The organism is Pseudomonas sp. MF6755 (assembly GCF_016405635.1).
GTDB classification, from domain to species: Bacteria; Pseudomonadota; Gammaproteobacteria; order Pseudomonadales; family Pseudomonadaceae; genus Aquipseudomonas; species Aquipseudomonas haemolytica.
Genome location: NZ_JAEKDA010000007.1, coordinates 223,127 through 240,616, shown reverse-complemented (window position 1 = coordinate 240,616; position 17,490 = coordinate 223,127). Strand labels below are relative to the sequence as shown.

The 17,490-nt window shown below is 60.2% G+C and carries 20 protein-coding genes; 8 read left to right on the top strand and 12 right to left on the bottom strand.

Going from position 1 to position 17,490, the window contains the following annotated elements:
• Positions 1-4: 4 nt before the first annotated feature.
• The 6 genes from JFT66_RS11410 to pdeM are packed head-to-tail and all read left to right on the top strand — an operon-like array spanning position 5 to position 6,534.
• Positions 5-733 (top strand): ABC transporter permease, encoded by a 729-nt coding sequence (locus tag JFT66_RS11410; RefSeq protein ID WP_034118483.1) that lies wholly within the window; start codon positions 5-7, stop codon positions 731-733.
• Entirely contained in the window at positions 730-1,440 is a 711-nt protein-coding gene (locus JFT66_RS11405; RefSeq protein WP_034118482.1) for an ABC transporter permease, read from the top strand. The genes JFT66_RS11410 and JFT66_RS11405 overlap by 4 nt, the downstream gene beginning before the upstream one ends.
• A 9-nt stretch (positions 1,441-1,449) precedes the next feature.
• Positions 1,450-2,568 carry a succinylglutamate desuccinylase/aspartoacylase family protein gene (locus tag JFT66_RS11400; RefSeq protein WP_034118481.1) on the top strand — a complete coding sequence of 373 codons (1,119 nt, stop codon included), beginning with the start codon at positions 1,450-1,452 and terminating at the stop codon, positions 2,566-2,568.
• Between the two features lie 13 nt (positions 2,569-2,581).
• Positions 2,582-3,346, top strand: coding sequence for an ABC transporter ATP-binding protein (locus JFT66_RS11395; protein WP_034118480.1), 765 nt, complete (start codon positions 2,582-2,584; stop codon positions 3,344-3,346).
• Between the two features lie 57 nt (positions 3,347-3,403).
• The gene (locus JFT66_RS11390) at positions 3,404-5,884 is read left to right on the top strand and encodes a ligase-associated DNA damage response DEXH box helicase (protein ID WP_198859277.1); all 2,481 of its coding nucleotides are present in this window, start codon (positions 3,404-3,406) and stop codon (positions 5,882-5,884) included.
• Entirely contained in the window at positions 5,884-6,534 is a 651-nt protein-coding gene (gene pdeM / locus JFT66_RS11385; RefSeq protein WP_034118478.1) for a ligase-associated DNA damage response endonuclease PdeM, read from the top strand. The genes JFT66_RS11390 and pdeM overlap by 1 nt, the downstream gene beginning before the upstream one ends.
• A gap of 23 nt (positions 6,535-6,557) precedes the next feature.
• Here the strand turns inward: pdeM and JFT66_RS11380 are convergent, their stop codons facing one another.
• Both JFT66_RS11380 and dcd read right to left on the bottom strand, forming a co-directional pair.
• A complete protein-coding gene (locus tag JFT66_RS11380; protein ID WP_032877358.1) occupies positions 6,558-6,758 on the bottom strand; it encodes a hypothetical protein in 201 nt (66 codons plus the stop codon).
• A gap of 108 nt (positions 6,759-6,866) precedes the next feature.
• On the bottom strand, positions 6,867-7,433 hold the full coding sequence (gene dcd / locus JFT66_RS11375; RefSeq protein WP_003189215.1) for a dCTP deaminase: 567 nt from the start codon (positions 7,431-7,433) through the stop codon (positions 6,867-6,869).
• A 388-nt stretch (positions 7,434-7,821) separates the two neighbouring features.
• Between dcd and JFT66_RS11370 the strand changes: the two genes are divergently transcribed.
• Complete coding sequence (locus JFT66_RS11370; protein ID WP_002554837.1) at positions 7,822-8,031, top strand: cold-shock protein; 210 nt, start codon at positions 7,822-7,824, stop codon at positions 8,029-8,031.
• Between the two features lie 213 nt (positions 8,032-8,244).
• Here the strand turns inward: JFT66_RS11370 and rpoS are convergent, their stop codons facing one another.
• From rpoS to JFT66_RS11330, 8 genes are all read right to left on the bottom strand, one after another.
• Positions 8,245-9,252 (bottom strand): RNA polymerase sigma factor RpoS, encoded by a 1,008-nt coding sequence (gene rpoS / locus JFT66_RS11365; protein ID WP_034118477.1) that lies wholly within the window; start codon positions 9,250-9,252, stop codon positions 8,245-8,247.
• Positions 9,253-9,358: 106 nt separating this feature from the next.
• Complete coding sequence (locus JFT66_RS11360) at positions 9,359-10,189, bottom strand: peptidoglycan DD-metalloendopeptidase family protein (protein ID WP_034118476.1); 831 nt, start codon at positions 10,187-10,189, stop codon at positions 9,359-9,361.
• Between the two features lie 209 nt (positions 10,190-10,398).
• Positions 10,399-11,034 carry a protein-L-isoaspartate(D-aspartate) O-methyltransferase gene (locus tag JFT66_RS11355; protein ID WP_198809603.1) on the bottom strand — a complete coding sequence of 212 codons (636 nt, stop codon included), beginning with the start codon at positions 11,032-11,034 and terminating at the stop codon, positions 10,399-10,401.
• Positions 11,035-11,075: 41 nt separating this feature from the next.
• Positions 11,076-11,825, bottom strand: a complete 750-nt coding sequence (surE, locus tag JFT66_RS11350) for a 5'/3'-nucleotidase SurE (RefSeq protein ID WP_153837624.1) — start codon at positions 11,823-11,825, stop codon at positions 11,076-11,078.
• Positions 11,813-12,871 carry a tRNA pseudouridine(13) synthase TruD gene (gene truD, locus JFT66_RS11345; protein WP_198859276.1) on the bottom strand — a complete coding sequence of 353 codons (1,059 nt, stop codon included), beginning with the start codon at positions 12,869-12,871 and terminating at the stop codon, positions 11,813-11,815. Before truD ends, surE begins: the two co-directional genes overlap by 13 nt.
• The gene (gene ispF / locus JFT66_RS11340; protein WP_034118472.1) at positions 12,868-13,341 is read right to left on the bottom strand and encodes a 2-C-methyl-D-erythritol 2,4-cyclodiphosphate synthase; all 474 of its coding nucleotides are present in this window, start codon (positions 13,339-13,341) and stop codon (positions 12,868-12,870) included. Before ispF ends, truD begins: the two co-directional genes overlap by 4 nt.
• 54 nt (positions 13,342-13,395) lie before the next feature.
• On the bottom strand, positions 13,396-14,247 hold the full coding sequence (gene fghA / locus JFT66_RS11335; RefSeq protein WP_198859275.1) for an S-formylglutathione hydrolase: 852 nt from the start codon (positions 14,245-14,247) through the stop codon (positions 13,396-13,398).
• A gap of 2 nt (positions 14,248-14,249) precedes the next feature.
• The gene (locus JFT66_RS11330; protein WP_034118469.1) at positions 14,250-15,362 is read right to left on the bottom strand and encodes an S-(hydroxymethyl)glutathione dehydrogenase/class III alcohol dehydrogenase; all 1,113 of its coding nucleotides are present in this window, start codon (positions 15,360-15,362) and stop codon (positions 14,250-14,252) included.
• A gap of 109 nt (positions 15,363-15,471) precedes the next feature.
• On the opposite strand from JFT66_RS11330, the gene JFT66_RS11325 reads away from it, so the two are divergent.
• On the top strand, positions 15,472-16,368 hold the full coding sequence (locus JFT66_RS11325; protein ID WP_034118468.1) for a LysR substrate-binding domain-containing protein: 897 nt from the start codon (positions 15,472-15,474) through the stop codon (positions 16,366-16,368).
• 111 nt (positions 16,369-16,479) lie between these two features.
• Here the strand turns inward: JFT66_RS11325 and ispD are convergent, their stop codons facing one another.
• Positions 16,480-17,187, bottom strand: coding sequence for a 2-C-methyl-D-erythritol 4-phosphate cytidylyltransferase (ispD, locus tag JFT66_RS11320; RefSeq protein ID WP_153837621.1), 708 nt, complete (start codon positions 17,185-17,187; stop codon positions 16,480-16,482).
• The gene (ftsB, locus tag JFT66_RS11315) at positions 17,184-17,462 is read right to left on the bottom strand and encodes a cell division protein FtsB (protein ID WP_003189195.1); all 279 of its coding nucleotides are present in this window, start codon (positions 17,460-17,462) and stop codon (positions 17,184-17,186) included. Before ftsB ends, ispD begins: the two co-directional genes overlap by 4 nt.
• Between the last annotated feature and the right edge of the window lie 28 nt (positions 17,463-17,490).

Sequence of the window (17,490 nt, the reverse complement as noted above, 5' to 3'; positions counted from 1 at the left end):
ATTTATGTTCGAAGATCTGTTGCAAACCCTCGGGCTGAGCGCGTTCAGTTTGAAGGGTTTCGGTCCGCTGTTGCTGCAAGGCACCTGGATGACCATCAAGTTGTCGGTGCTGTCCCTGGCCGTCAGCGTCTTGCTGGGCCTGCTCGGCGCCAGTGCCAAACTGTCCAGCCTGCCGTTCCTGCGTATCCCCGCCCAGCTCTACACCACGTTGATTCGCGGGGTGCCCGACCTGGTGCTGATGCTGTTGATTTTCTACAGCCTGCAAACCTGGCTCACTGGCCTGACCGACTTTATGGAGTGGGAATACCTCGAGATCGACCCCTTCAGTGCCGGGGTGATCACCCTGGGGTTTATCTACGGCGCCTATTTCACCGAAACGTTTCGCGGCGCGATCCTCGCTGTGCCACGCGGCCAACTGGAAGCCGCTACCGCCTACGGGCTCAAGCGCGGGCAGCGGTTTCGCTACGTGACTTTCCCGCAGATGATGCGCTTTGCCCTGCCGGGCATCGGTAATAACTGGATGGTGATGCTCAAGGCCACCGCGCTGGTGTCGATCATCGGCCTGGCGGACCTGGTAAAAGCCGCCCAGGATGCGGGCAAGAGCACCTATCAACTGTTCTATTTCCTGGTACTCGCGGCGCTGATCTACCTGTTGATCACCAGCGCTTCCAACGTTGTCTTGCGCCGGCTTGAACGTCGCTACTCTGCAGGCTCCCGGGAGGCAGTGCGATGATCGAGCTTCTGCAGGAATACTGGCGCCCGTTCCTTTATAGCGACGGCCAGCACATCACCGGCCTGGCCATGACGATGTGGTTGCTCAGCGCCGCGCTCGTCATCGGCTTTCTCGTCTCGATCCCGCTGTCGATCGCCCGCGTCTCGCGCAAGCGCCTGGTGCGTTGGCCCGTGCAGTTCTACACCTACCTGTTTCGCGGCACGCCGCTCTATATCCAGTTGCTGATCTGCTACACCGGCATCTACAGCCTCGCTGCGGTGCGCGAACAACCGCTGCTGGATGCGTTTTTTCGCGACGCGATGAATTGCACCATCCTCGCCTTCGCCCTCAACACCTGCGCCTACACCACGGAGATTTTCGCCGGGGCAATCCGCAGCATGGCGCACGGCGAAGTCGAGGCGGCCAAGGCTTACGGCCTCAGCGGCTGGAAACTTTACACCTACGTGATCATGCCGTCGGCGCTGCGCCGCTCGTTGCCCTACTACAGCAACGAAGTGATCCTGATGCTGCACTCGACCACGGTGGCGTTTACCGCAACGATCCCGGACATCCTCAAGGTGGCCCGGGATGCCAACTCCGCCACCTTCATGACCTTTCAATCATTCGGCATCGCCGCGCTGATCTACCTGGCGGTGACCTTTGCCCTGGTTGGCCTGTTTCGCTTGGCGGAGCGCCGCTGGCTGGCCTTCCTCGGGCCGAGCCACTAAGGAGCTTTCATGCGACATCAGCAACATGACCTGATCGCGCCGGTGCCAGGCACGGCGCGGCAGATCCATAGTTTTCACTTCGGCCCGGAACAGGTCGGCGGCAAAATCTACATCCAGTCTTCACTGCATGCCGATGAACTGCCGGGCATGCTGGTGGCCTGGCACCTCAAGGTGCGCCTGGCAGAGCTGGCGGCGGCCGGGCGCTTGCGCAGCGAAATCGTGCTGGTGCCTGTCGCCAACCCGGTGGGCCTGGAACAAGTGCTCATGGATATTCCCCTGGGCCGTTATGAGCTGGAAAGCGGACAGAACTTCAACCGCCTGTTTGTCGACCTCAGCGAAGACGTCGGTAACCAGGTCGAAGACCTGCTGGGCGATGATCCCCAGCACAATGCCCGCGTGATCCGCACCGCACTGTCCAGCGCCCTGGCCGCGCAGACCGCCCAGACCCAGTTGCAATCCCAACGCCTGGTGCTGCAACGCCTGGCCTGTGATGCCGACATGGTGCTGGACCTGCATTGCGACTTCGAAGCCGTGGCCCACCTGTACACCACGCCCGAGGCCTGGCCGCAGGTAGAACCGTTGGCGCGTTATCTCGGCTCGGAGGCTAACCTGCTGGCCACTGATTCCGGCGGGCAGTCCTTTGATGAGTGTTTCACGCTAGTGTGGTGGCAGTTGCAACAACGTTTCGGCGAGCGTTTCCCGATCCCCATGGGCAGCTTTTCGGTGACCGTCGAACTGCGCGGCCAGGGCGATGTGAACCATGGCCTCGCTGCGCTGGACTGCCAGGCCATCCTCGATTACCTGACCCACTTCGGCGCTATCACCGGCGACGTGGCGCCCCTGCCCGCCCTGGCCTACCCGGCCACCCCGCTGGCGGGCGTGGAGCCGGTGACCACGCCAGTGGGCGGCTTGCTGGTGTTCAGCGCCCTGCCGGGTGAATACCTGGAGGCCGGGCAATTGATCGCCGAAATCATCGACCCCATTACCGACCGCGTAACGCCCGTGCACTGTCGGCACGCCGGCCTGCTTTACGCCCGTTCGCTGCGCCGCATGGCCACTGCCGGAATGGTGATCAGCCATGTCGCCGGCTCACAGGCCTACCGCAGCGGCTATCTACTTTCGCCTTGAGGATGCACGCCCCATGTACAAACTGACCGTTGAAGGCCTGCATAAAAGCTATGGCGACAATGAAGTGCTCAAGGGCGTGTCGCTCAAGGCCAAGACCGGTGATGTGATCAGCCTGATCGGCGCCAGCGGCTCCGGCAAGAGCACCTTCCTGCGCTGTATCAACTTCCTGGAAACCCCCGACGATGGCGCCATGACCCTGGATGGCCAACCGATCCGCATGGTCAGTGACCGCCACGGCATGCGCGTAGCCGACGACGCCGAGCTGCAACGCTTGCGCACACGGTTGGCGATGGTGTTCCAGCACTTCAACCTGTGGAGCCATATGAGCGTGCTGGAAAACATCACCATGGCCCCGCGCCGGGTTCTGGGTTGCAGCAGGAAAGACGCCGAAGACCGCGCCCGCCGCTACCTGGACAAAGTCGGGCTGCCGACGCGTGTAGCCGATCAATACCCGGCGTTCCTGTCCGGCGGCCAGCAGCAACGCGTGGCCATCGCCCGCGCCCTGGCGATGGAGCCGGAGGTGATGCTGTTCGATGAGCCCACCTCGGCCCTCGACCCGGAACTGGTGGGTGAGGTGTTGAAGGTGATCCAGGGCCTGGCCGAGGAAGGCCGCACCATGATCATGGTGACCCACGAGATGAGCTTTGCGCGCAAGGTCTCCAGCCAGGTGTTGTTCTTGCACCAGGGCCTGGTGGAAGAGCAAGGCACGCCAGAGGATGTGCTGGGCAATCCGAAAAGCGAGCGTCTGCAGCAGTTTCTGAGCGGCAATTTGAAATAAACCTTTGCGACGTCTGGAGGGTCTCTGCAATAGAGCCTCCAGAGCGTCAGCTGCCGCATGGCAAAAACCCACGACTTCGCAAAACAATGGTTTGCCCCCAAAGGCTGGAAACCGTTCGCCTTTCAGAAAGACGTCTGGGCAGCGGTCAAGGCGGGCCAATCAGGGTTACTGCATGCCAGCACCGGTGCGGGTAAAACCTATGCCCTGTGGTTTGCCGCCCTCAATCGTTTCGCCATCACTCGCCCGCCCGCCACTGGCAAGCGCAAACCACCCGCTGAGCCGCTGACCGTGTTGTGGATCACGCCCATGCGCGCCTTGGCCGCCGACTCCGCACGCGCCCTGCAGGCACCGCTGGACGCCCTGCAGATTCCCTGGAGCGTGGGCCTGCGCACCGGCGATACCAGCAGCAGCGAACGCGCCCGCCAGACACGTCGTCAACCCACCGCATTGGTCACCACTCCGGAAAGCCTGACGTTGATGCTGGCGCGGGCCGACAGTGAAACCAGCCTGGCGCACCTGCGCATGGTGATCGTGGACGAATGGCACGAACTGATCGGCAATAAGCGCGGCGTGCAGTTGCAACTGGCGCTGGCACGCTTGCGGCGCTGGCATCCTGAGCTGATGGTGTGGGGTATTTCGGCGACCTTGGGTAATCAGGCCCACGCGCTGGAGGTACTGGTGCCACAGGGTGGCGGGATCAATGTACAGGGGCAAACGGCCAAGGAGCTGAAGGTCGACACCTTGCTGCCGCCCGTCACCGAGCGTTTTCCCTGGGCTGGGCATATTGGCTTGAAGATGTTGCCGCAGGTGGTCGCCGAGGTGGAGGCCAGCAGCAGTTGCCTGGTGTTTACCAATACTCGGGCGCAATCGGAGATCTGGTATCAGGCGATTCTGGAGGCCCGCCCGGACTGGGCCGGATTGATTGCTCTGCACCACGGTTCGTTATCGCGGGAAACCCGGGACTGGGTGGAGCGCGCCTTGAAAGACGGCCAGCTCAAGGCGGTGGTGTGTACCTCCAGCCTGGACTTGGGAGTCGACTTCCTGCCAGTGGAACGGGTGCTGCAGATTGGCTCCGCCAAGGGCGTGGCGCGACTGATGCAACGCGCCGGGCGCTCCGGCCATGCGCCGGGGCGGCCATCACGGGTAACACTGGTGCCGACCCACAGTCTCGAACTGGTGGAAGCCGCAGCCGCCCAGGATGCAATTTCCCAGCGGCGCATCGAAGCGCGGGAATCGCCTCACAAACCGCTGGATGTGCTCGTACAACACCTGGTCAGCATGGCCCTCGGCGGCGGGTTTACCCCGGATGCATTGCTGGCAGAAGTGCGCGGCGCCTGGGCCTATCGCGACCTCACCGAAGCGGATTGGGCCTGGGCCTTAGGGTTTGTGCGCCATGGTGGCCTGTCACTCACCGCTTATCCGGATTACCGCCGCGTGGAGCCCGACGAGCACGGTATCTGGCGTGTCCCGGATGCGCGCTTGGCGCGCCGCCATCGCATGAGCGTGGGGACCATCGTCAGCGACGCGAGCATCCAGTTGAAGTTCTGGAGCAAGGGCGGCGGCGGCAAGAACCTGGGCAGTGTCGAGGAAGGCTTTATTGCACGGCTCAAGCCCGGGGATGGCTTCCTGTTCGCCGGGCGGTTGCTGGAACTTGTACGGGTGGAAAACATGACCGCCTATGTACGTCGCAGCAACGCAAAAAAAGCTGCCGTGCCACGCTGGAATGGCGGGCGCATGCCACTTTCCAATGAACTGGCCCAGGCGGTGGTCGAACGTTTTGATGCCGCAGCGCAAGGGCACTTCGACGGCCCGGAGATGCAGGCGGTACAACCGTTATTGCACACCCAACTGCGCTGGTCCGGCCTGCCCACACGCGGGAATCTGCTGGCAGAAACCCTGCAATCGCGGGAGGGCTGGCACCTGTTCCTGTATCCATTCGCCGGGCGCCAGGTACACCTGGGCCTGGCGAGTTTGCTGGCGTGGCGGGTCAGCCAACAGCAGCCGCTGACCTTTTCGATTGCAGTGAATGATTATGGCCTGGAGCTATTGAGTGCTACCGAGGTGCACTGGCCGCAGCTGTTGAATGCGGCGTTACTGAGCCCGCAGCACTTGCTGGCGGACGTGGTCGCCAGCCTGAATGCCGGAGAGCTTGCCCTGCGCCGCTTTCGCGAGATTGCGCGGATCGCCGGGCTGGTGTTTGCCGGGTATCCAGGCGCGCCGAAAAGCACGCGGCAGGTGCAAGCCTCCAGCGGCCTGTTCTTTGAAGTGTTCAAACAGTACGACCCGCAGAACCTGTTGCTGGCCCAAGCCGGGGAAGAAGTCCTGCGTGATGAGTTGGATATTCGTAGGCTGGAACAGACATTACGACATTTAGCGGCGCTGAAGCTGGACCTGCACGTGATTCAGCGACCTACGCCCCTAGCCTTCCCGCTGCTGGTTGAGCGCATGCGCGAAAGCATGAGCTCGGAAAAACTCTCGGAGCGCATTGCACGAATGGTCAAGGATTTGGAAAAAGTCGCGGATAAAGGAAAAGGTTGATGCATTGCACACTGACACTGGAGGGCGAAGAGCTGTGGTTATTGGCGGACAAGGCGCTGTACTGGCCCGCTCGTCAGTGCCTGCTGATTGCCGATGCGCATTTTGGCAAAGCATCGGCCTATCGCAGCCTGGGACAACCTGTGCCCCAGGGCACCACCACGGCCAATCTGGAACGCCTGGACAGGCTATTGGCGGCGCTGCCTTGCGCGCAGTTGATCTTTCTCGGTGACTTCCTGCATGGCCCAGGCTCTCACGCCAGCAGCACCCTCAGCGCGATCCGGGCCTGGCGTGCACGCAATGGCGAGTTGGCCTTGACCTTGATTCGCGGCAATCACGATAAACGCGCCGGCGATCCCCCGGACGACTTGAGAATTGAGGTAGTCCCGGAGCCGCTATTGATGGGCCCTTTCGCCTTGCAACACGAACCCGACGCTCACCCTAGCCACCATGTATTGGCGGGGCACGTGCATCCGGTGTATCGCTTGTGCGGCAAAGGCCGTCAGCGCTTGCGCCTGCCGTGCTTCCAGATGGGTAAGCGGGTCAGCCTGCTACCGGCGTTTGGCGCATTCACGGGAGGTTATGCCGTGGAGCAGGATGATGACCACCGAATCTTTGTGATCGGCGACCACAGGGTTTGGCCGATTCAGTGAAGCGCTGACCGGCCGTCCGAATATCAGGCGACAGGTGCCGGTGGTGGCTCATCAGGCAGGGTAGGCTCACCTGGTTCGGTGGGCTGTGGGTAATCGGGCTCAGGTTGGCCGGGGGGAATGCCGCCCGCGTGAGCGGGGTTGGCCATCAGGGACCAGGCCAGAACACCAATCTGGTTGGGTTCAAGCCGGGCGAGTTCTGCGCTGATTCGCGGGTCGATCTTCATAAGGTACTCCTCAAGCGTGGCCCGACGCGTTTTGCACGCGCCGAGGCAGTACACCTAGATAGAGTCACTTTCCGCAGACTAATTCCCTTTGACCGTAGGAGCTTTCGATCAAGCGCGTGGGAGAGTGACGCCACGCTGGCCCTGATACTTGCCTGCACGGTCTTTGTAGGACACTTCACAAGCCTCGTCGGACTGCAGGAACAGCATCTGTGCCACGCCTTCGTTGGCGTAAATCTTCGCCGGCAAGGTAGTGGTGTTGGAAAACTCCAGGGTCACGTGGCCTTCCCACTCCGGTTCAAGCGGCGTCACGTTGACGATAATGCCGCAGCGCGCGTAGGTGCTTTTACCCAGGCAAATGGTCAACACGTCGCGAGGAATACGGAAGAATTCCACAGTACGCGCCAGGGCAAATGAGTTTGGCGGGATGATGCACACGTCGCTCTTGACGTCGACGAAGCTTTTTTCGTCGAAGTTCTTCGGGTCGACGATCGCCGAATTGATGTTGGTGAACACCTTGAATTCATCGGCGCAACGCACATCGTAGCCATAGCTGGAAACGCCGTACGAAATGACACGTTCATCGCCTTCACCACGAATCTGGCGCTCGACGAACGGCTCGATCATGCCGTGTTCCTGCGCCATGCGGCGAATCCACTTGTCCGATTTGATGCTCATGGCGGTGTCCTGAATAGCGAGGTGGAAAAAATCTGTGGGCCATCTTACCGGGGCCGGCCCTGGGGTTCAAAGGCCACAGGGGTTTTCTTGCTGAATGCACGGCCCGCCATAAGCCGCAGCCAGCGGGGCCGGTGTCCGGGTTACCGTCAAGGGTGACTGTAAATACCACCGTCAGTCACGAAATTAGAGAAACCTTCGGAAATACCATTGGCACGTTCCTGAAAAAGGGTTAAGGTGGCGCCACTGTGTTGCTTGTGTCACTGAGAATCTCTACACGATATGTTGAATTTCGATCCAACCATCTCCAAGAATTTTTCCTGCTCTTTGCACTCAGTCTCGGCCAGGGCTTTTCCTGAGTCGCAGTTAACTTTGTTCAAGGAGTTACACCATGTCTAATCGCCAAACTGGTACCGTTAAGTGGTTCAACGATGAAAAAGGCTTCGGCTTCATCACTCCACAATCCGGTGACGACCTGTTCGTTCACTTCAAAGCTATCCAATCCGACGGCTTCAAAAGCCTGAAAGAAGGCCAACAGGTTTCTTTCATCGCTACCCGCGGTCAGAAAGGCATGCAAGCTGAAGAAGTTCAAGTTATCTAACTTGTACTGACTCAGTCGAAAAAACCCCGCCCTTAAAAGCGGGGTTTTTTTATGCCTGGAATTTGGTCATACATAAATAAAAATGCCATACGTAAAATGTGGGAGGGGGCTTGCTCCCGATAGCGGTGGACCAGTCGATATTTGGATTGACTGACACACCGCTATCGGGAGCAAGCCCCCTCCCGCATTCAAGCATTCAAGCAGAGTCGCTTCCTATTGGAACAACGACTCGCTCGACAAGCCATTCTTCTCGAGGATCTCACGCAAGCGCTTGAGGCCCTCCACCTGGATCTGTCGCACCCGCTCACGGGTCAGGCCGATCTCCAGACCTACATCCTCCAGGGTGCTGCTCTCATGGCCGCGCAGGCCGAAGCGGCGAATCACCACCTCACGCTGCTTGTCCGTAAGCTCTGACAACCACTGGTCAATACTTTGGGAAAGATCAACGTCCTGTAACAGTTCGCAAGGATCCGTTGGACGATCATCCGTCAGGGTGTCCAGCAGGGTTTTATCCGAATCCGGTCCCAGCGAGACATCGACCGAAGATACCCGCTCGTTAAGGCCCAGCATGCGCTTGACCTCCCCTACCGGTTTTTCCAGCAGGTTGGCGATCTCTTCAGGCGAAGGTTCATGATCGAGTTTTTGAGTGAGCTCACGCGCTGCCCGCAGGTAGACGTTGAGCTCCTTGACCACATGGATCGGCAGCCGGATCGTACGGGTCTGATTCATGATCGCCCGTTCGATGGTCTGTCGGATCCACCAGGTGGCATAGGTTGAAAAGCGGAAGCCCCGCTCAGGGTCGAACTTCTCCACCGCCCGGATCAGGCCCAGGTTGCCTTCCTCGATCAGGTCCAGCAGGGATAACCCACGATTGACGTAGCGTCGAGCGATTTTCACCACCAGGCGCAGGTTGCTTTCAATCATGCGTTTGCGCCCAGCCGGATCGCCCTTTTGCGACAGACGCGCAAAATGGACTTCTTCTTCGGGGGTCAACAGAGGGGAAAAGCCGATTTCATTGAGGTACAGCTGAGTCGCGTCGAGCGCCCGCGTGTAATCAATGTACTTGTGTTGCTTTAACGCGGTGGAGTTCTTGGATTTGGTGCGAACTGAAGGTGGTGCCGCTCCTTCATTATCTGACATCGAATCCGTATCGATACTGGCCTCCATAAGGAGAACCTCATCGTCGATGTCAAACTCCGGCGCTTCTTTACTGAGAGCCATTGTTATAGTCCTTTGGTGAGTTCGACCTCAAGCTCAAGCGACGCCTTTATCCTTGGCAACGCTGGAGCCTGTTCCTTCTACGTGAGGGAACAGGCTGTGCAACATATCAACGACGGGGTAAGAATTGCAGCGGATCTACAGGTTTCCCTTGGCGGCGAATCTCAAAGTGCAGTTTCACCCGGTCTGTACCAGTTGACCCCATTTCGGCAATTGTCTGTCCGACTTTGACTTGCTGCCCCTCCCGAACCAACAACCTGCGGTTGTGACCGTAGGCACTGACGTAGGTATCGCTGTGTTTGATGATGACCAGCTCGCCGTAGCCCCGTAAACCACTCCCGGCGTACACCACTGTCCCATCAGACGCAGCTAAAACAGGCTGTCCCAAATCCCCGGCGATATCAATGCCTTTATTCAAACTACCGTTTGAAGAGAATTTTCCAATTAACACTCCGTTTGAAGGCCACCCCCAACCGGTCGGTGCAGGCCCCGCAGGTGGCAGCGGCGCGGGTGCCGGCTTGCCCGCAACCGTAGGCGCGGCGCTACCTGCGGGCCGGGTGATGACGGTAGTTTTGCTCGAAGACGAGGGCGAAGATCCCGATTTTGTCACAACTGCCGTAGATGCCGAACCGGAGCGACCATCGAAACGGATAGTCTGGCCGGGATGTATCGTATAAGGCACAGGAATGTTGTTACGGGCGGCCAGCGCTTTGTAGTCCCAGCCATAACGGAAGGCGATCGAGAACAGTGTGTCGCCCTTGCGCACCACATATTGGCCGGTGGTCACCGTCGGTCTTTGCGGTGCTGCGCGGTCAACTACCCGCGCACCGCCCGATGGCGTGCTCGAGCAGGCCGCCAATAAGGAACTCAAGACAAGGCCAAGCACCAGTCGCTGAAAGCTTGTTTTACTCATTCGCTGCGCAGGACCTGTGAGACTCACCCGCCGCTCCCTTTGTGGTGGCTGAACGTTAACGCCTGTATCAGGCTTGAAATATGACGCAAGTATAACTGGGCGTTGGCTTTTTACCGGCACACGACTGAAACGAAAAATTCATCATGTTTAATACCGGCCGCCAAGCATGTTGATTCAATAGACCCCGCCGTAAGACACATCCTCGCCAACAGAATTCACTGCTTGCGAAGAAATCATCAGGCCAGCGGACCATTGAGCAACGGTACGAATCGCACGGCACCGAGCACATGCCGGGAAAAGCCTTCATCTTCACGGATAATAAGCATCAACTGTTGCACTTCGCCGGAGCCCACCGGGATGACCAGCCGCCCGCCAGGTGCCAATTGATCCAGCAAGGCTTGCGGCACATCAGTGGCCACCGCGGTGACGATGATGCCGTTGTACGGCGCCAGCGCCGGCCAGCCTTCCCAGCCGTCGCCCCAGCGAAACACCACGTTGCGCAGGTTCAGCTCCACCAGACGTTCCTTGGCCCGGTCCTGCAGCACCTTGATGCGCTCTACCGAGAACACCCGCTCCACCAATTGCGACAGCACGGCCGTCTGGTAGCCAGAACCCGTACCGATTTCCAGCACCTTGTCCAAAGGCCCCGCCGCCAGCAGCAGCTCGCTCATGCGCGCAACCATGTACGGCTGGGAGATAGTCTGGTTGTGGCCGATGGGCAACGCCGTGTCTTCATAGGCGCGGTGCGCCAAGGCTTCATCGACAAACAGATGCCGCGGCGTGCGCCGGATCACTTCCAGTACCTGGGGGTTGGACAAGCCCTCTTCATACAGGCGCTGGATCAATCGCTCCCGCGTGCGCTGGGACGTCATCCCGATGCCACGGCGCAACAGGTCGTCTTGTTCACGAGCCATCAACGCAGACCCTCCAGCCAGCCATCGAGACCACTGAAGGCATCACTGAAGGTGCGATCAAACTGCAACGGGGTAATCGACACATAACCTTGCATCACCGCGTGAAAGTCCGTGCCCTCTCCGCCATCCTCGGCGTCACCGGCTGCGGCAATCCAATAGCCTTCCTTGCCGCGCGGATCGACCACCTTCAGGGGCGCCGCCGCACGGGCGCGATGGCCCAGGCGCGTGAGCTGGATACCGCGGATATGATCGAGGGGCAAGTTGGGGATATTGACGTTGAGTACCGTACGCGGCGGCAGGTCCAGCGAGCCATGAGCTTGCACCAGCTTGCGTGCGAAATACGCCGCCGTCGCCAGGTTATCCAATTGGCGCGAGGCAAAGGAGAAAGCGAACGCGGTGCGACCCAGAAAGCGCCCTTCAAGGGCCGCCGCCACGGTGCCGGAATACAGCACGTCATCACCCAGGTTGGCGCCCAGGTTGATACCCGAAACCACCAGGTCCGGCTCATGCTCCAGCAAACTGTTGATCGCCAGGTGCACGCAGTCGGTGGGGGTGCCGTTCACGCTGATAAAGCCATTGGCCAGGACCTGCGGGTGCAGTGGACGGTCGAGCGTCAGCGAACTGCTGGCGCCGCTCTTGTCCTGGTCGGGGGCAACCACCACGCACTCGGCGTAATCTTGCAACGCAGCATAGAGCGCGGCAAGACCGGGCGCGGTGGCACCGTCATCGTTTGATATCAGAATACGCATGGGCTGTCCGTCTGCCCCACCGGCACCAGATCAACAAGTTCGCGCACCAAGACAGTGGCGAAGCATCCGGCCGGCAGGACGAATTCCAATTGCAGAATGTCAGGCTCGGGATAATGCCACGTCAACCCGCCAATGGGCAGTCGCAGAATGCGACGTTCCTGGCTCATACCTGCATTCACCAACCAATCACGCAGGTCGGCCTCGCTGGCAGCGACAGATTGTTCCAGTTCATGTGTAAGACCTGTCGCTGGCGAGTCACCCTCGCCCCACTGCGGGCCGGTCGGGTGCAGGTCCAGGATCGCCAGGCGCGGGTCGCTGCATTCAGCCTCCCCGGCCGAAAAAAAACTGCGACTGTCAGTAAAAGCCAGCAGGTCACCCACTTGGGCGCGCTGCCAGGAACCGTCGGCGACACGCGCCGCCAGCACTTTATTGAACAAGTAGCTGCGGGCGGTAGACAACAGTCGCGAGCGCACATTGCGCTGCTCCGGCAGGGCCTTGCGCGCCGCCCACTCGCGGGCATCCACCACATTACCGCCGTTGTGGCCGAAACGCTGGGCGCCGAAATAATTGGGTATGCCGTGCTGAGCGATCAACTGCAAACGCGCGTCGATGGCGGCGGTGTCGCCGGCCAGCTGGGTCAGGCGCAAGGTGAAGCCGTTGGCCGAATGGGCGCCACGCTGCAACTTGCGCTTATGACGGGCGGTTTTCAGGATCTTGAGGGTATCGTTTTCCGCACCGCTCATGTCCGGGTCGGCCTTGCCGGGCAGTTGCACGCTGAACCATTGCCGGGTCAGGGCCTGGCGGTCCTTGAGCCCGGCATAGCTGACGGTGCGCAACGGCACACCGGCGGCCTTGGCGATACGCCGTGCAGCCTCTTCGGTATTCAAGCCGCGCTTTTCCACCCACAGCCACAGGTGCTCGCCCTCGCCGGTCAGCGGGATGTCCAGCACTTCATCAACCTGGAAGTCTTCGGCCGTAGCCTTCAGCACTGCGCTGCCCAGGGCCTCGCCGTAGGCCCGTGGGCCCAGCAGTTGCAGGTCGTTCATGCGCGCAGCAACAAGGCGACGGAGTGCACCGCGATGCCCTCTTCACGACCGGTAAACCCTAGCTTTTCGGTGGTGGTGGCTTTCACGTTGACTTGATCCAATTCAATTTGCAGGTCTGCGGCAATCAGCGCACGCATCGCTTCGATATGCGGGGCCATTTTCGGCGCCTGGGCCACGATGGTGTTATCGACGTTACCGACCCTCCAGCCTTTGGCATGGATCAAGCCGACCACATGGCGCAACAACACACGGCTGTCCGCACCTTTGAAGGTGGGATCGGTATCCGGAAAGTGCTTGCCGATGTCCCCCAATGCCGCCGCACCGAGCAACGCATCGCTCAAGGCATGCAAGACAACGTCGCCGTCGGAATGAGCCAGCAACCCATGGTGGTGTGCAATGCGCACGCCGCCCAAGGTGATGAAATCGCCTTCAGCGAAACGGTGCACATCGTAGCCGTGGCCAATACGCATAAAAAAACGCCCCGATTTAATTCAGGGCGTGATTCTACCTACTTTTGCCGCACATTAACCGAGCAAAGCACGACCATGATGTCGCAAATGGTCTTCGATGAAGCTGGCGATAAAGAAGTAGCTGTGGTCATAGCCGGGCTGCAGGCGCAGTTCCAGCGGGTGGCCGGCTGCCTTGGCCGCTTGCATCAGGGCCTCAGGCTTGAGCTGAACCGTGAGAAAATCGTCGCGATCCCCCTGATCCACCAGCAGCGGCAGCTTTTCCGAGGCTTCGCTGATCAGTACGCAGGCGTCCCACTCACGCCACTTCGAACGCTCTTCGCCCAGGTAACGGGAAAAGGCTTTCTGACCCCAGGGGCAGTCCATCGGATTGTTGATCGGCGAAAACGCCGATACCGACTGGTAACGCCCAGGGTTGCGCAACGCACAGACCAGCGCGCCGTGCCCGCCCATGGAGTGACCGCTGATGCCACGTTTATCCGACGCAGGGAAATGCGCCTCCACCAATGCCGGTAATTCCTGCACCACGTAGTCATGCATCCGATAGTGCTTGGCCCAGGGCTCCTGGGTGGCATTCAGATAGAAACCGGCACCGAGGCCGAAGTCCCAGGCGTTATCCGGATCGTCCGGCACACCAGGGCCACGGGGGCTGGTGTCCGGCGCCACGATGATCAAGCCCAGCTCGGCAGCCATGCGCTGGGCTGCGGCCTTCTGCATGAAGTTCTCATCGGTGCAGGTCAAGCCGGACAGCCAGTACAGCACCGGCAACTTGCCGCCCTGCTCCGCTTGCGGCGGCAGGTAGACGGCGAAGGTCATGTCGCAACCGAGCACATCGGAATTATGCTTGTAGCGTTTATGCCAGCCGCCGAAGCTCTTCTGGCATGACAGGTTTTCCAGACTCATGGCCAACCTCAGAAGTGAATGACGGTACGAATGCTCTTGCCTTCATGCATCAGGTCAAACGCTTTGTTGATATCTTCCAGACCCATGGTGTGGGTGATGAAGGTATCCAGTGGAATTTCGCCGGTCTGGGCCATTTCCACATAGCTTGGCAACTCCGTACGACCACGCACGCCACCAAACGCCGAACCGCGCCAGACGCGTCCGGTGACCAGTTGGAACGGACGCGTGGCGATCTCCTGGCCAGCACCGGCAACACCGATGATCACCGATTCGCCCCAGCCTTTGTGGCAGCACTCAAGGGCCGCACGCATCAGTTGCACATTGCCGATGCACTCGAAGGAAAAATCCACGCCGCCATCGGTCAGGTCGACAATCACGTCCTGGATTGGGCGATCGTAGTCTTTCGGGTTGATGCAATCGGTGGCGCCCAGTTGCTTGGCGATTTCGAACTTGGCCGGGTTGATATCAATGGCGATGATGCGGCCGGCCTTGGCCTTGACCGCACCGATCACCGCCGACAGGCCAATGCCACCGAGACCGAAGATCGCTACGGTGTCGCCTGGCTTGACCTTGGCGGTGTTGATCACCGCGCCAATGCCGGTGGTGACGCCGCAACCGAGCAGGCAGACTTTCTCCAGCGGCGCTTCTTTAGGAATCCTGGCCACGGAGATTTCCGGCAGCACGGTGTACTCGGAGAACGTCGACGTGCCCATGTAGTGGAAGATCGGCTGACCTTTGTAGGAGAAACGCGTGGTGCCATCCGGCATCAAGCCCTTGCCCTGGGTGGAACGAATGGCCTGGCACAGGTTGGTCTTGCCCGACAGGCAGAATTTGCACTTGCCACATTCCGGGGTGTACAGCGGGATCACATGGTCGCCGACGGCTACCGAGGTCACGCCCTCGCCGATGGCTTCCACCACTGCGCCACCTTCGTGGCCAAGGATCGAAGGGAAAATGCCTTCCGGGTCTGCGCCCGACAACGTGTAAGCGTCGGTATGGCACACGCCGGACGCAACCACCCGCAACAGCACCTCGCCGGCCTTGGGCATGGCGACATCCACTTCAACAATCTCAAGGGGCTTCTTGGCTTCGAAGGCTACGGCGGCACGGGACTTGATCATCCGGGTTTCTCCATCGGGTTGAAAACTAAGACCGTCAGTGTAAAACATAGCCAGGTGATGAATAATCCGGGCAAAAGCAAAACATTATTGCTATATGGGGACAATCAACATGCTGGAGAACCGCTGGGAAGGCATCGATGAGTTTGTCGCGGTCGCCGAATGCAGCCAATTCACAGCAGCGGCCGAGCGGCTGGGGGTATCGTCCTCCCACATCAGCCGGCAGGTGGCGCGCCTGGAAGAACGCCTGCAAACCCGATTGCTGTACCGCAGTACGCGAAAGGTCACATTGACCGAAGCGGGCCAGACGTTCCTGCAACACTGCCAACGCCTGCAGGACGGTCGTGAAGAAGCCTTGCGTGCGGTGGGCGACCTCACCAGCGAACCCAAGGGCATGTTGCGCATGACCTGCGCCGTGGCGTACGGCGAACGTTTTATCGTGCCTTTGGTCACGCGGTTCATGGCGCTCTATCCGCAATTGCGCGTGGATATCGAGCTGACCAATCGCCCGCTGGACCTGGTCCATGAAGGCCTCGACCTGGCCATCCGCCTGGGGCGCCTGCAAGACTCGCGCATGGTCGCCAGCCGCCTGGCGCCTCGGCGCATGTACCTGTGCGCGTCGCCCTCCTACCTCAAACGCTATGGTCGGCCGCATAGTTTGTCGGAGCTGAGCCGGCATAACTGCCTGATCGGCAGCTCGGATATCTGGCAACTGGCCCAGGATGGGCGGGAGTTTTCCCAGCGTGTGCAGGGCAACTGGCGCTGCAACAGTGGGCAAGCGGTGCTGGACGCAGCGCTGCAAGGCGTTGGTTTATGCCAACTGCCGGACTATTACGTGCTGGAACATTTGCACAAAGGCACGCTGGTGTCGTTGCTCGAGGCCCACCAACCGCCCAATACCGCGGTGTGGGCGCTGTATCCACAGCAACGGCATTTGTCACCGAAGGTCAGGAAGTTGGTGGATTACTTGAAGGAGGGGTTGGCTGAGCGGCCGGAGTACAGCCGGTAATCAATGGCTGTTTGTGCCAGCCTCTCCCACATTGACCGCATGCCTACAGGGTAAACGCGGTTAAAGGTGGGAGCTGGCTTGCCTGCGATGAAGTCGACGCTGTTTAACTGCCTACCCGCGGTTCGCCCACCGCAACCGCAACCACTCCAAATCTTCAGGGCGGGTCACCTTGATATTATCCGCACGCCCTTCAATCAGCCGCGGCGCCTGGCCAGACCATTCCATGGCCGAAGCTTCGTCGGTGATCACGGCGTCCGCTACCAGGCTGTCGGCCAAGGCGCGGTGCAAGGCACCCAAGCGGAACATCTGCGGCGTGTAAGCCTGCCAGATCAGGCTGCGGTCAACGGTTTCAACCACGCGGCCATGCTTGTCGACACGCTTGAGGGTGTCGCGGGCGGGTACCGCCAGCAAGCCGCCCACTGGATCATCGGCCAATTCCGCCAGGAGCTTGTCGAGGTCATCGCGGCTCAAGTTAGGCCGCGCAGCATCGTGCACCAACACCCAGTCGTCATCACTGGCGCCCAGGGCGTTGAGGTGCAGCAGTGCATTGAGCACCGAGCCGGAGCGTTCCGAACCACCATCCGCACGCTGGATACGTGGGTCAGTGGCGCACGCCAAGGTGGGCCAATAAGGATCATCATCTGCAAGACTGACCACCAGGCCCTTGAGCGCTGGATGGTCGAGAAAACAGCCGAGGCTGTGTTCGAGAATAGTGCGCCCGCCCAATTGCAGGTATTGCTTGGGACGGTCCGCGGCCATACGGGCACCGACGCCCGCGGCAGGAATCACGGCCCAAAAGGCCGGTAAAGCATTATTCATTGGGCCAACTGGTAGAGGGTTTCGCCCTCCTTGACCATGCCCAACTCATGGCGAGCCCGCTCTTCAACGGTCTCCGTACCTTTTTTCAGCTCAAGCACTTCGGCATCCAGGACGCGGTTGCGCTCCAGCAGGCGTTCGTTTTCGGCACGCTGGTCGGCAATTTGCTGGGTCAGCTCTTCCACCTGCGCAAAGCTGCCATTACCGACCCATAGGCGGTACTGCAGGCCAGCCAGCAACAAGAGCAAGACGAGGAACAACCAATTGGGACTGCGCATCGAAATCCGGGTATCCAGTGAAAAAAGA

Excerpts from the sequence above, each read along its gene's own strand:
- JFT66_RS11410 (WP_034118483.1), top strand. The coding sequence starts at position 5 with ATGTTCGAAGATCTGTTGCAAACCCTCGGGCTGAGCGCGTTCAGTTTG.
- JFT66_RS11405 (WP_034118482.1), top strand. The coding sequence starts at position 730 with ATGATCGAGCTTCTGCAGGAATACTGGCGCCCGTTCCTTTATAGCGAC.
- JFT66_RS11400 (WP_034118481.1), top strand. The coding sequence starts at position 1,450 with ATGCGACATCAGCAACATGACCTGATCGCGCCGGTGCCAGGCACGGCG.
- JFT66_RS11395 (WP_034118480.1), top strand. The coding sequence starts at position 2,582 with ATGTACAAACTGACCGTTGAAGGCCTGCATAAAAGCTATGGCGACAAT.
- JFT66_RS11390 (WP_198859277.1), top strand. The coding sequence starts at position 3,404 with ATGGCAAAAACCCACGACTTCGCAAAACAATGGTTTGCCCCCAAAGGC.
- pdeM (WP_034118478.1), top strand. The coding sequence starts at position 5,884 with ATGCATTGCACACTGACACTGGAGGGCGAAGAGCTGTGGTTATTGGCG.
- JFT66_RS11380 (WP_032877358.1), bottom strand. The coding sequence starts at position 6,758 with ATGAAGATCGACCCGCGAATCAGCGCAGAACTCGCCCGGCTTGAACCC.
- dcd (WP_003189215.1), bottom strand. The coding sequence starts at position 7,433 with ATGAGCATCAAATCGGACAAGTGGATTCGCCGCATGGCGCAGGAACAC.
- JFT66_RS11370 (WP_002554837.1), top strand. The coding sequence starts at position 7,822 with ATGTCTAATCGCCAAACTGGTACCGTTAAGTGGTTCAACGATGAAAAA.
- rpoS (WP_034118477.1), bottom strand. The coding sequence starts at position 9,252 with ATGGCTCTCAGTAAAGAAGCGCCGGAGTTTGACATCGACGATGAGGTT.
- JFT66_RS11355 (WP_198809603.1), bottom strand. The coding sequence starts at position 11,034 with ATGACGTCCCAGCGCACGCGGGAGCGATTGATCCAGCGCCTGTATGAA.
- surE (WP_153837624.1), bottom strand. The coding sequence starts at position 11,825 with ATGCGTATTCTGATATCAAACGATGACGGTGCCACCGCGCCCGGTCTT.
- truD (WP_198859276.1), bottom strand. The coding sequence starts at position 12,871 with ATGAACGACCTGCAACTGCTGGGCCCACGGGCCTACGGCGAGGCCCTG.
- ispF (WP_034118472.1), bottom strand. The coding sequence starts at position 13,341 with ATGCGTATTGGCCACGGCTACGATGTGCACCGTTTCGCTGAAGGCGAT.
- JFT66_RS11330 (WP_034118469.1), bottom strand. The coding sequence starts at position 15,362 with ATGATCAAGTCCCGTGCCGCCGTAGCCTTCGAAGCCAAGAAGCCCCTT.
- JFT66_RS11325 (WP_034118468.1), top strand. The coding sequence starts at position 15,472 with ATGCTGGAGAACCGCTGGGAAGGCATCGATGAGTTTGTCGCGGTCGCC.
- ispD (WP_153837621.1), bottom strand. The coding sequence starts at position 17,187 with ATGAATAATGCTTTACCGGCCTTTTGGGCCGTGATTCCTGCCGCGGGC.
- ftsB (WP_003189195.1), bottom strand. The coding sequence starts at position 17,462 with ATGCGCAGTCCCAATTGGTTGTTCCTCGTCTTGCTCTTGTTGCTGGCT.